Source organism: Shewanella loihica PV-4 (assembly GCF_000016065.1).
Lineage (GTDB): Bacteria > Pseudomonadota > Gammaproteobacteria > Enterobacterales > Shewanellaceae > Shewanella > Shewanella loihica.
In genome coordinates this window covers 733,883-745,691 of sequence record NC_009092.1, presented here as the reverse complement: position 1 = coordinate 745,691, position 11,809 = coordinate 733,883, and the positions used below count along the sequence as shown (strand labels likewise).

Below are 11,809 nucleotides of genomic sequence, written 5' to 3'. Positions count from 1 at the left end.
CGACAAAGGGGTCATATCGACCCCTTTTTACCCTCAAAGCAAGTGTAAAAATGACAATAAACATTACTGTTAAATTGACATATACTAATTCCTAGTACAGCCGCAGCCTGCCGATGAAGAAGGATGTCCCTTGGCACTGGCGCGATATTTCGGAGACCCCATGGCATTAAGTCAAACCCAATTAACGCGGATGGCGTTAGATATCACCTCGGGATTGTCCAATCATGACAGGTTCTCACGCCTGCTCGACACCATCAGGGAAAGCATGCAGTGCGACGCCGCCGCGCTGCTGGAGTTTAAGGGTCAGCAGTTTACCCCATTGGCCATCAATGGCCTGAGCCCAGATGTTCTGGGCCGCCGCTTCGTGCTCCACGAACACCCAAGGCTAGAGGCCATCGCCCGCGCCGGTGATGTGGTGCGCTTTCCCGCCGACAGCGATCTGCCCGATCCTTACGACGGCCTGATCCCCAATCAGGGGGACAACCTCACGGTACACGCCTGTATCGGCCTGCCACTGCTCGCCGATGGCAGCCTGATAGGCGCCGTCACCATAGATGGCTTCGATCCGGATCAGTTTAAGTCTTTCACCAACGAGCAGCTTAGGGGGATCAGTGCCATCGCCTCGGCGTCGCTCAACAACGCCCTGCTGATCGACAAGCTGGAGAAGCAGGCGCTGCAGGCCCAATGGGATAAGGGTGACAGCACTAGCCAGAGTAAGGAAGGCACCAAGGAGATCATCGGCCAGTCACAGGTGATGAACAACCTCAAGCAGGAGATCGCCGTGGTGGCGCCAACGGATCTCAACGTACTCATCATGGGCGAGACAGGCACAGGTAAGGAGTTGATCGCCCATGAGATCCACCAAGGCTCCATGCGCGCCAGCCAGCCGCTGGTCTACCTCAACTGCGCCGCCCTGCCCGAATCTGTGGCCGAGAGTGAGCTGTTCGGTCATGTCAAAGGGGCCTTTACCGGCGCCGTCAGCAACCGCAGCGGTAAGTTCGAGATGGCCGATAAGGGCTCGCTGTTTCTCGATGAGATAGGCGAGCTGCCGCTGACCCTGCAGGCCAAACTACTCAGGGTGCTGCAATATGGCGATCTGCAAAGAGTCGGCGACGATCGCAGCCTCAAGGTGGATGTGAGGATCATCGCCGCCACCAACAAGAATCTGAAGAACGAGGTGCTGGCGGGACGCTTTCGCGCCGACCTCTACCACAGACTCAGCGTCTTCCCGCTGATCGCGCCGCCACTGAGAGAACGTGAGCAGGACATTACCCTGCTGAGCGGCTTCTTCGTCGAGCGCTGCCGTCAGCAACTTGGGCTACAGACACTAAGGCTCAGCCCGACCAGTCTTGCCATGCTGGAGTGCTACCAATGGCCCGGTAACGTCAGGGAACTGGAGCACAGCATCTACCGAGCGGCCATTCTGGCGAGGGCCCAGTCGTCCGGCAGTAACGGCGTCATCAACCCCGAGCATTTCGAGTTCGCCAACCAGGCACCGCGCGCCGTCCAAAGCAGCGGTAAAACCCTGGCGCCGCAATTTAGCGGCAGCCTCAAGCAGGCGACCGAAGCCTTTCAGGCCGACTACATACGTCAAACCCTGAGCCAGCACGATAATAACTGGGCCGCCACCGCCAGGGATCTCGAGGTCGATTCGGGTAATTTACACCGCCTGGCAAAACGGATAGGGTTAAAGTAAGTCAATTTCAGAAAATACAATAAGATGCCAAGCCCGACACGCCATTCCCTGCTCGCCTGCCTGCTCAGCCTCATAGGCGTGAGCGCCATGGCCAGCGAGCCCAGCTTGGAGACGCTGGCCGCGCCCCTCTACCAGCTGGAGCAGCAACTGAGCCGGCACGAACTGGATAACGGCATGAGCCTATATCTGCTGGTGCTGCCCAACAAGCAGAGCGTCGCCCTCTCCAGCCAGTTTGCGGTGGGCTCGCGCAACGAACTCGAGGGTGAGTCGGGCTACGCTCACCTGTTCGAGCATATGCTGTTCAAGGGCAGCGAAAATGCCCCGGGCGACAGCTATGGCCAGACCATGAGCGCCAACAGCGGCTATTTCAACGCCAGCACCTTCTTCGATGCTACCAACTACTATGTCAACCTCCCCAGTCAGGCGTTAGAGCTGGCGCTCTGGCTCGAATCCGACCGCTTCATCCGCCCCCAGCTCAGCGACGAAACGGTGCGTAATCAACAGCAGACGGTACTCGAGGAGATGGCCACCACCATAGACAATCAGCCCTACATCCGCCCGGCCATGACCTTTCTGCTCAATCAGGTAAAGGGCAGCCCCTATGGCCATGCGGTGATCGGCTCTGTTGACGATGTGTCGGCGGCCACGCCCGCCAGCCTGAATCGGTTTCACCATGACTTCTACCGCCCCGATGCCATGCAACTGGCCATCGTCGGCGACTTGCCGTCACAAACCTTTAGCTGGGTGGAGCAGTACTTCGGGAGCTGGCAGAAACCCAAGCGTCCCCTGGCACACTTCTCGCCGCTAGCCGTCGAGCGCCAGCCGGTGCGAGGCGAGATAGTCGATAGTCGCGGCCCCTGGCCTGGTCTGATGTTGGCCTGGCACACGGTGGGCGCCCTGCATCCGGATGCCGCCGCCATCACCCTGGTCGAAGATTATCTGCTGCAAAACCGCACCAGTATGCTGGAGCAGATGAACCTCAAGGCGCCCGACACCCTGCTGCATTACTCAGTCCCCCTCTCCATGGAGCATCTTGGCGTGATGAACCTGATCCTGGTGCCCAGAGCCAAGGTCTCCCTCGACGATCTCAGCCAGCGCATCACTGGCATGGTGGATACTCTGGCAAGCCAGGGGGTAACGCCGCTCGAGCTCGATCAACTTAAACGCCGTTGGCTACTCACCCAGCTGAGCAAGCTGGACAATGATGTCAGCCTGGCCAATCTGCTCAGCGCCAGCCAACAAAGGGATAGAGAGCATCCCCTCACCGCCCCCTGGGAGCGCATTGCGGCGGTAACTCAAGAGGATATCAAACGGGTCACCCAGTACTATCTGAGCCAAGGGTATGTTCGACTCGACCTGTTGCCGCCCTGGTATATTCGTTGGGGCAAGGCGATATTAGAGTGGCTGCCCGAAGGCCTTTCCGATTCACTGGAGGAGAAGGTGCTATGAGACCCATAAGCTTACTCCTCATCCTCATTGGCTGCCTCTGGAGTGGTGGCTGCCAGCAGACCCGCTTAAGCTTCACCCAGGTTGAAACACCTAAGGTGCCAAGTTTTACCGCGCCGACCAATGCGCCGACGCTGGCGAAAAAAGAGTTTACGCCTTTGGCGCCGCCTGAGGTTATCTCGCTGTCAGACGAGCTAAGCCTGCATCTACTCCCCGGCACGCCCTCCAAGTTGGTGGGCATACACCTACTGGCCGTGAGCCCGGATGCCCCCTATGAGAATCTCGATATTTTGCATACGGCGCTCACCCAGCTTAGCGTCAAGCTGGCCAACCAGCGCGACCTACCCTGTATCGAAGGACTGACCATACATCCCAGCATCCATGGTCTCAGGCTCAGCCTAAAATGCCCGGCCTCAGCACTGGCGCAGGCGGTCGACATCTTAGCCCAGAGCTGGTCGTCAGACGCCTACGGCGAGCTGGAACTGTCTAGACTCAAACGCCAGCTGGCCCTGGATAAACATATCAGAGCCTTTAATGGCAGCGAGATAGAAGAGGTCTGGGCCGATAAGATCCTCGGCAGCGCTCATCCCTACAATAAGGCCCTGAATAACAGGGAGCTACAGCAAAGCCTGGATAAGCCTCAACTACTGGCCCTGCTCGCGCAAACTAAAGCCCAGAGCCAATGGCATCTGTTATTGGAGGGCGTCCCTCAGGTGGATGACAGCTTAAGGGAGCAGCTTACCGCGAGTCTGAGCCAGCTAGGTGCTCAGCAGAGGCAGGAAGAGCGCTTCGTCGATACCTTTAGCCCCTATGGCAAGCAGCTATTTGTTATCGATGCGCCGGGCACGGTACAGACTCAGGTGCGGATCGGCTATCACCTGCCTATGGGACTAGCTGACCAAGAGGATTCGGCGTTTGCCTGCGAAGCCCTCAGTCGCTGGCTCGGGCGTAGCTTCTCCGGGCGCCTCTACTTCGATCTCAGGGAGCAACGGGGTCTTACCTATGGCATCTATGGCCGCTGCTTCAACAATCCTATGGCGCGAATCCTCAAATACTACGGCGCCACCCAACAGCAACATACTGGCGCCTTTATTCGTGGCATCTTAGATCACCTAAAACTAGCGGCAGAAGCCCCGCCTTCAGAGGCCGAGCTCGCCGCGCTGAAGACCTCGCAGTTTAGCCAGATCGCCCTGCGCCAGGACGATCCAGGCCATCGCATCGAAGATTACAGTCAGGCCATTGCACGCCAAGCAGGCAGCGACGCTATGGCAGCGCGACTCAAACGCTGGCAAACGTTAACCCCAGAGGAGCTGCAAGCCTTGGCACAAGCGCACTTTGGCCAAGAGCCCGTAATTGTCATCCGCGGCGATCTAGCACGTATCAGGCCGGATCTCGAAGAGAAGTTACCCGAGTGGCAGCTCAAGGTCACCTCGGTAGACTAACCTCATTCCAATGATCAGGCGCTAAAGAGAGGGCACTAAAGATAAGGCGTTAAAGAGAGTGCGCCAAAGACAGGGCGCTAAAATGAGGCGGCAAGCTGTCGCCTCTGCGTTGCTTATTTTTCACCAACATCTTCTCCCACAACTTCATCCCACATCAGGTGTCGTCTGACACAAAGACACCGAACAAGCTATGCCTGATCACGAGTGCAGGGGGCCTGATGCCTGCCCGAAAGGATATAAGTCATAAGTTATCGCCTCTTGATATTAATTCCTTCTTATATAGAATATGAAAAAATAAACGAGCGTTTAATAATTTAGTCATAATAAAGTCTTACGCTCGAAAAAAATAAACAAACCCTATTAGTAACAAAGTAGTACATTATAAATCTCATAAGGACGTGAAATGTATAATGGTGAATTATTTACCCTAAGCCGGTCGCCGAAAAATATTCAGCTGTTAAAGAATATTTCTGGGCTACTCAATTTAAAGGTTAATGCCAGCATTACGCCGCTAGCGGCCTGGCACAACCCACAGAAAGCCCCCAAGATTCTATTTCATTTCCTCAAAGACGTTCACGGCGAACTCGGTCAGATAGATCCTGAGCTCTTGTCGGCAGGCAAACATATCGCCATCTGCGAAAACCTCTCGATGGATGATGAGCTAACCCTGATAAAACATGGGTTTAGTGGTGCAACCAAGGCGTGCAGCCCTGCACATGCCATCATGCAAATGCTCGACAATGTACTCGAGGGCAACCTGTTTTTTAGCCTGAGCGCCCTGTCGCACTATATTCAGACACAACAAAAACCGGCTAAAGCCTCAGAGCAACATGCACTGTTTCAAGGGATCACCAAGAAAGAGAAAGAGGTGCTCTCTTTTATCTGTAAAGGCCTGAGTAACTCAGAAGCCGCAAATAAAATGAACGTTTCAATAAATACCATCAAGATGCATTTACAAAACATTTACAAAAAAACCGATTGTAAGAGCCGAGGACAACTCCTGGTTAAATATAATCAGTTATAGGCAGGAAAATAATAACAACGGGTAGGTTCAGCGAGGCAATATTATTCCTAGGGATAATTGAGACACTAAGGTATGACGATAAAATAACCGAGTCTTAATTATATATTCTCAAGGAGAAAAGAGATGTTAAAGAAAAAGCAACGTGGTCAAGGTATGACCGAATATATCATCATTGTCGCACTGATTGCCGTGTCAGCCATCGGGGTATACAGCTTCTTTGGTAAGACGATCCGTAACCAGGTTGCCGGTCTGTCAGCCGAAATGTCAGGTCAAAGCGCCGACGGTCAAATTGGTCAAGCACAAGGCGCTGCCACCGCAGCAAATGGTGTTGCCAACCAGGATTACAACCTAGGTACATACGACCAAGCTGCAAACAGCAGCGCTGGTGGTACTAACTAACCCTATAAGCGTTAAACCTGTTTTGGGGTCAAGACTGTTTTGGGGTCAAGACTAAGGCAAGTGCCAAGGCACTTGCCTTTCCATAAATCATAAAAGGAACTTATGGTGAAAAAGATACACATACAAGGTCAGGGCATGACCGAATATATCATCATAGTCGCCTTAATCGCCGTCTCGGCAATTGGCGTCTACAGCTTCTTCGGCAAGACGGTGCGTAACCAGGTTGCCGGCCTTTCCGCCGAGGTCTCAGGGCAGAGTGCTAACGGTCAAATAGGTCAAGCACAAGGCGCAGCCACCGCAGCAAACGGTGTTGCCAACCAGGATTACAACCTAGGTAACTATGACCAAGGGGCGAATAGTGCCAGTGGTGGTACCGGCTCAGGTAGTGGCTCAAGTAGCGGCGTAGATTAACCCCAGCCTTTTCGACTAGCCAAGAGACTCCTATGAAACCAAATACCATGCGCTCCAAACAGCGAGGGCAGGCCATGGCATTGTCTTTAATGCTGATGTCGCTCGCACTCATGTCTGTGCTCTACAGTTTTAATACAACCAAGGTCAATCTCAACGCGACCAAGCTGCAGAATACTGCCGACAACACGGCCTACAGCGTCGCGACCTTTGCCGCCCGAGATTTCAATTTCAAGGCCTATACCAACCGTGCATCTGTCGCGAATCAAGTCGCCATCGCCCAGATGGTCGGGCTCTCCTCCTGGTTCAACATGACAGACCAATTCGCACAAAATGCCTGCACAACCCTCTGCTGGGTACCTTATCTTGGCCAGGTACTTGCTGGTATCGAGAAGGCGGTCGGCACCATCAACCAGGTGGCGCAACCCGTATTTGAAGGCTTGATCTACGCCGAAGATGCCATTCTCTGGACCTTGAGCAGCTCACAACAGGTTATCCACTACGCTGGCATGGCCTCTAGCATCGAATCGGCCGGCAAGGTGGTCAAAGCCAATGATAGCGATGCCAGGCTGGATCTGGCGCAAAATCCACTACTGTTTGTCGATGTGAAAGATACCTGGATATCGTTCCAGAAGCGCCATAGCCGCAACCCCAATAGCAAAGAGACCCAGTTTAGAGATTTCATCGGTGTGACTCTGGCGTCACGCGATCCCTTCAGTAAAAACAGAACCTATAAACTTGGGGGGATCTGGTCGATGACCGTCTTCCCTATACGTTGGAAGACCCAGAAAACCGGTGGTAGCGATCTGATAGCCTACGACGATAGGCAGGCTGAATCCTGGACCTCTATGGATACCATCAGCTTCCACCTCTCCAAGTTTCGCTGTAGTTGGTCCGGTTGCCGTTGGCGCGGATACAGAGAGATCCCGCTCGGCTGGGGCTCGACCAGCTCGGATGATCGCGCCGATATTCCCCGCGAAGGTGATCGCCAAACCTGGGGCAGCAGTCGCCGCATCAACCGTACTGCATCCCAATACGCGGGTTACGCCCAGGAAACTCGCGGCGATTACAATGGTGTCCGCCCCTTCTTCGGTCTCTCAAGCAGCGCCAACAAGAAGAGTCAGACAGATAACATCGCCATTGTAGTCTCTAAAAAACGCAACAATGTCGGCACCTCGAGCAGTGTGCAACTGGTGGGCGATGGCCTTAACCCGGCAAAAGACGAAGAGATGCTCGGCAATCGCATGACGGCCCTGGCGACAGCGCAGGCCTACTACTCACGCCCAAGAGATCTGATGCAAATCACCTCTTCCTGGGCCAGACGAGATGGCCGCCACGAATATGGCAACCTCTATAACCCTTTCTGGCAGACCCGTCTGACCGACTCCACCAACGGCGAGCGTAGCACAGTGCTGGCCTTAACGAGGATGCTCTAATGGCCAAGAAACAAAAGGGCCAGGCGTTGGTCGAGAGTGTCGTAGGGCTAAGCTTTGTGATTGTCCCCCTGCTGATCATCTTCCCCTTACTGGCTAAGGTCTCTAGCGCCCAGCACAGGGCAGATCAGGCCGCGCACTATAACGCCTGGGAACGCACCGTTTGGAAAGAGAGTCGCCCCGACAGAATGCCAAGCCGCAGCGGCCTCTATGTGGCCATTCGCTCAGATGAAGAGCAGATGCAATACCTGCCCTGGCGCTTCTACCAGCAAGATGGCCGCAAGATAGCAACCCGCCAAAAGGATCAATGGAGCTGGGACAATAATGTCCACCCGCTCCTCAAGTATCCCCTCAAGCGCGACGGCACAAATAGCCTTCTGTTAAAGAACCTGCAGGAGTCGGCCAAGGATGAACAGGAACTGGCCAGAATTAGCGGTAGCCAGCAAGGTTCTGGAACACCTGGCACCTATGGCGCAAGTGTCGAACGAGCCGTCGGCATGCTCTCTTTTACCGGCTTTAAACTGCCCAGAGATCAGTTCTATCGCACCCAGGTCAAGACAGATCTGGAAAACCTCGAAATGAGTCCGTTCGATCAACTAAACCTGAGCGTCGAGGGTCAAAGCGCCCTGCTCGCCTCAGGCTGGAACGCCGCCGGCCCCTACCATGTGAAGAACCGGGTAAGACGCTTGGTGCTGACCAACTATATGGACGTTGGCGTGATCCGCACCGCCCAGAACCTCATCGGCATTATCCCCTTCGGCAAGGAGATCAAGTCCAACTCGCTGAAGCTAGGTTTCGTCGAGCCCGATGTGCTGCCCGCCAACCGCCTATGTACCTATGGCACCAAGAACTGTGGAGGCTGACCCCATGAAATCGCTTTTCCCCCTTATTCTCGTCCTCTTCACCGGCCTTACACAGGCAAGCGACTGGCCTGAAGTAAATTTTCCCGACACCGCCAAGGTAGAGATAGTCGCCGATGAGATGCGCTACAACGGCTACCCCATGAAGACCTGGGTGGTCAAAGACACCCAGAGCCAGGCTCAGCTGGCAGCCTTCTTTACTAAGGCCTGGCAGAAAGATAGCGAACGCTTCGACTCCCGCCCCTTTAACGGCGACCTGGTGATCAACAGCCTGCAATCCCCTTATCTGCTGACCGCCCGCATCAGCCAGCAGTTAGATGGCGTCACCGCCTTTGTCGGCATCACTAAGAATATGGAAGAAAATGAATTGGCTAGGGTTAGACGCAACACCTTCCCCCAGCCCAGCGGCGCGACCGTGCTGTCAGATATCGCCTCCACCGACCTCTACAAGCAGGGGCGCACTATCGTGCTGAGCAGCACTCGTAGCCTGGCCAGTAACTATCACTACTACCGCCGCCACTATCAGCAGCGGGGCTGGGTGGAAGAGACCGCCATACTCGATACCCAATCGGGCAAGGCCGCTCTTCAGATGAGCCAGGGAACCAACAGCGTCGATATCAGTTTCGACACCCGTAATTCGCAAGTTTACATAGTTGCCAATCAAGTGAAACAAGGATGATGAACCCATGCAGTTAAGCAACACCCGCTGTCGGGGCCAGGCCAGCGTCGAATACCTGGTGGTATGCGGCGCCTTAGTCGCCGCCCTGCTCACCCCCGTCAGCAATGATGACAATGTGCTAGACCTCTGCGCCGATGCCCTCACCGAGTGGTATACGGCGTTTGCCTACACGAAATCGCTCTCGATACTCCCCAACTAACTTCAGGTTTAACGATGAAATTAAAATCAATTGACTTCAATTGGGTGCTGCTAGTTATTGCCTTGATCTTAGGTGGTATTTCGGCCTGGGCGACCAAGAACTACTTCATAGCCAAAGAGCAGGAACTCAGAGATGAGTTAACCAAGGACAACATTGCCATGGCCGACGTCATCGTCGCCACCCAGCCTCTGAAAAAGGGCGACATCATCTCCCAGGCCAACATGTCGGTACGTCAGATCCGCGCCGATACCCTGCCTCTGGACGCCATACATCCCAGCCGCTTCGGCGAGGTTGCCGGGCAGATGCTGCTACAACCCATGGCACCGGGTCGCCCGCTGATCGAGACCTATCTGCCCGGCATGCGCGTGGCGCAGTTCTCCGACATTCTTAAAGAGGGCCAACGTGCCGTCACCATAGATATCGATGAGATTAACTCGAGTGCCGGCATGCTGGTGCCCTCGGATCATATCGATCTGCTGCTCTCCTTCAAAGAAGAGGGACGCAATGGCGAGCGAAAACGACTCCAGCTGCTACTGGAGGATGTCACTGTGCTGGCCACAGGCAGACGCAGCATAGATGTCAACCCCGAGTTGGTCGACACCCTATACGACAACCCCAACGCCTATAACACAGTCACTCTGGCGCTATCGGTCAACGACGCGGCGCGCGTCTCACTGGCAAAACAGAAAGGCGATTTCGTCACCCTGCTGAGAAACCAGAAGGAGTCTAGCGCGCTGGAGTTTATCTCTATGCATGAAGGCCAGCTGTTTAATCGCGAAGAGGAAAACCACGAGCTTGCCGTTGAGGTGATCACCGGTGGCAGTGGCATCAAGACCAGTACCCAAACCTACCCGCTTCCCAAAGAGATGCTAGAGCAACTCAGCCAACAAAAAGATAAAGCCGTACTATGAAAACATTGAAAATTATCGCATTTTTTTGGATATGCCTACTGCTGCCCGCGTCCAGCATGGCACACAACAATCGCCCCATGAAGCTCTATGTCGGTGCAGTCGAACTCTATAAGGCCGCCAACGTCGAGCGTATCGTCGTGGGTAACGGCAAGGTGCTCAGCGCCAAGGTCGTCGATAACAAGGGCGTCTTGCTGATCGGCGAGGCTCCAGGCAATACCGACCTGCAGCTATGGCAGAAAGATGGCAAGCTGATCAAGCTCAGCCTCACCGTCACCCCAGACAACAGCCTGCGCACCACCACCATGGTCAAGAAGATGCTCGCCGCCTTCCCGTCGCTCACAGTCTCAGAGAGCGATGGCCTGATCATAGTTCAGGGCGAAGCCGACCTTGCCCAGAAAGAACAGCTGGAGAAGATCCTCGAAGGCGATCCTAACGTCGTCTCCCTGGTGAAATACCTCAAGTTTGCCAAGACAATGTCACCCATGGTGAAGATGCAGGTCAAGATAGTCGAGTTTAACAAGTCGACCCTCAACAACGTCGGCATCAAGTGGGAAACCTCCATGGCTGGTCCGGCCTATGGTGTGGCCAAGGGCTTTACTGCCAACCCTATCTTCAACGTCGCCTCACCCGGCCAATACACAGAGGCGATCACCAAATCCATTACCGAGAACATAGGCGTCTTAGATACCCGTGGCTGGAGCTCGCTGGGTATCGTCTCGGGTATCGGCAGCCAGATCCAATTGCTATCTGAAAAGGGCGATGCCCGCCTACTGGCCCAGCCCAACCTGACCACCCGCAGCGGCGAGTCGGCCAGCTTCCTGGCCGGTGGCGAGTTCCCTATCCGCAGCGTCAGCGGCCTGGGCGCCGTGGATGTCGAATATAAAGAGTACGGCATCAAGCTGGACATCGAGCCTGTGGTAGACGAGCAACAAAACATCGTCAGCCGGGTCATGGCCGAAGTCAGCTCAATCGATCCTTCTGTGGCCGTCGATGGTGTGCCAGGTATGCTGACCCGCCGCACCGAGTCGGTTATCAACGTGAAGAACAACGAGACCATAGTGATCTCTGGCCTGGTCAACAGTGAGATGTCCAAGATAGTCAACAAGTTCCCTCTGCTTGGCGATATCCCCATCCTGGGTGAACTCTTCAAGTCCCGCGACTTTAAAGACGACAAGACAGAGTTGGTCATCTTCGTCACCCCTGTGGTGGTCTATCCCGGGCAGGAGGAGCATGACACTCAACTCAATCGCGGCCTGGAGATGGCGGAAGAAGCCACCAAGCTCGAAGCTTTCTATATCTTGGACTAGGAGCA

The 11,809-nt window shown here is 54.8% G+C and carries 12 protein-coding genes; all 12 read left to right on the top strand.

Annotated features, from left to right (window positions below):
* Positions 1–160: 160 nt before the first annotated feature.
* A complete protein-coding gene (gene norR, locus SHEW_RS03370; protein ID WP_011864462.1) occupies positions 161–1,696 on the top strand; it encodes a nitric oxide reductase transcriptional regulator NorR in 1,536 nt (511 codons plus the stop codon).
* A 24-nt stretch (positions 1,697–1,720) separates the two neighbouring features.
* Complete coding sequence (locus SHEW_RS03365; protein ID WP_011864461.1) at positions 1,721–3,145, top strand: M16 family metallopeptidase; 1,425 nt, start codon at positions 1,721–1,723, stop codon at positions 3,143–3,145.
* Positions 3,142–4,584 carry a M16 family metallopeptidase gene (locus SHEW_RS03360; protein ID WP_011864460.1) on the top strand — a complete coding sequence of 481 codons (1,443 nt, stop codon included), beginning with the start codon at positions 3,142–3,144 and terminating at the stop codon, positions 4,582–4,584. The genes SHEW_RS03365 and SHEW_RS03360 overlap by 4 nt, the downstream gene beginning before the upstream one ends.
* A 403-nt stretch (positions 4,585–4,987) precedes the next feature.
* A complete protein-coding gene (locus tag SHEW_RS03355) occupies positions 4,988–5,608 on the top strand; it encodes a helix-turn-helix transcriptional regulator (protein WP_011864459.1) in 621 nt (206 codons plus the stop codon).
* A gap of 123 nt (positions 5,609–5,731) precedes the next feature.
* Positions 5,732–6,007: a Flp family type IVb pilin gene (locus tag SHEW_RS03350; protein WP_011864458.1), complete on the top strand. Its 276-nt coding sequence runs from the start codon at positions 5,732–5,734 to the stop codon at positions 6,005–6,007.
* Between the two features lie 102 nt (positions 6,008–6,109).
* Entirely contained in the window at positions 6,110–6,418 is a 309-nt protein-coding gene (locus SHEW_RS03345) for a Flp family type IVb pilin (RefSeq protein WP_011864457.1), read from the top strand.
* A gap of 32 nt (positions 6,419–6,450) precedes the next feature.
* Positions 6,451–7,851 carry a hypothetical protein gene (locus SHEW_RS03340; protein ID WP_223294758.1) on the top strand — a complete coding sequence of 467 codons (1,401 nt, stop codon included), beginning with the start codon at positions 6,451–6,453 and terminating at the stop codon, positions 7,849–7,851.
* Positions 7,851–8,711: a hypothetical protein gene (locus SHEW_RS03335; RefSeq protein WP_011864455.1), complete on the top strand. Its 861-nt coding sequence runs from the start codon at positions 7,851–7,853 to the stop codon at positions 8,709–8,711. Before SHEW_RS03340 ends, SHEW_RS03335 begins: the two co-directional genes overlap by 1 nt.
* Positions 8,712–8,715: 4 nt before the next feature.
* Positions 8,716–9,387, top strand: a complete 672-nt coding sequence (locus tag SHEW_RS03330) for a hypothetical protein (RefSeq protein WP_011864454.1) — start codon at positions 8,716–8,718, stop codon at positions 9,385–9,387.
* A 7-nt stretch (positions 9,388–9,394) separates the two neighbouring features.
* On the top strand, positions 9,395–9,586 hold the full coding sequence (locus SHEW_RS03325) for a hypothetical protein (protein ID WP_011864453.1): 192 nt from the start codon (positions 9,395–9,397) through the stop codon (positions 9,584–9,586).
* Positions 9,587–9,600: 14 nt separating this feature from the next.
* A complete protein-coding gene (gene cpaB, locus SHEW_RS03320; protein ID WP_011864452.1) occupies positions 9,601–10,497 on the top strand; it encodes a Flp pilus assembly protein CpaB in 897 nt (298 codons plus the stop codon).
* Complete coding sequence (locus tag SHEW_RS03315; protein WP_011864451.1) at positions 10,494–11,804, top strand: type II and III secretion system protein family protein; 1,311 nt, start codon at positions 10,494–10,496, stop codon at positions 11,802–11,804. Before cpaB ends, SHEW_RS03315 begins: the two co-directional genes overlap by 4 nt.
* Positions 11,805–11,809 lie beyond the last annotated feature (5 nt).

What these genes read in the sequence shown, in the direction of transcription:
- SHEW_RS03325 (WP_011864453.1), top strand. Translation starts at nt 9,395, where the DNA reads ATGCAGTTAAGCAACACCCGCTGTCGGGGCCAGGCCAGCGTCGAATAC.
- SHEW_RS03330 (WP_011864454.1), top strand. Translation starts at nt 8,716, where the DNA reads ATGAAATCGCTTTTCCCCCTTATTCTCGTCCTCTTCACCGGCCTTACA.
- SHEW_RS03345 (WP_011864457.1), top strand. Translation starts at nt 6,110, where the DNA reads ATGGTGAAAAAGATACACATACAAGGTCAGGGCATGACCGAATATATC.
- norR (WP_011864462.1), top strand. Translation starts at nt 161, where the DNA reads ATGGCATTAAGTCAAACCCAATTAACGCGGATGGCGTTAGATATCACC.
- SHEW_RS03365 (WP_011864461.1), top strand. Translation starts at nt 1,721, where the DNA reads ATGCCAAGCCCGACACGCCATTCCCTGCTCGCCTGCCTGCTCAGCCTC.
- SHEW_RS03340 (WP_223294758.1), top strand. Translation starts at nt 6,451, where the DNA reads ATGAAACCAAATACCATGCGCTCCAAACAGCGAGGGCAGGCCATGGCA.
- SHEW_RS03315 (WP_011864451.1), top strand. Translation starts at nt 10,494, where the DNA reads ATGAAAACATTGAAAATTATCGCATTTTTTTGGATATGCCTACTGCTG.
- SHEW_RS03335 (WP_011864455.1), top strand. Translation starts at nt 7,851, where the DNA reads ATGGCCAAGAAACAAAAGGGCCAGGCGTTGGTCGAGAGTGTCGTAGGG.
- SHEW_RS03355 (WP_011864459.1), top strand. Translation starts at nt 4,988, where the DNA reads ATGTATAATGGTGAATTATTTACCCTAAGCCGGTCGCCGAAAAATATT.
- SHEW_RS03350 (WP_011864458.1), top strand. Translation starts at nt 5,732, where the DNA reads ATGTTAAAGAAAAAGCAACGTGGTCAAGGTATGACCGAATATATCATC.
- SHEW_RS03360 (WP_011864460.1), top strand. Translation starts at nt 3,142, where the DNA reads ATGAGACCCATAAGCTTACTCCTCATCCTCATTGGCTGCCTCTGGAGT.
- cpaB (WP_011864452.1), top strand. Translation starts at nt 9,601, where the DNA reads ATGAAATTAAAATCAATTGACTTCAATTGGGTGCTGCTAGTTATTGCC.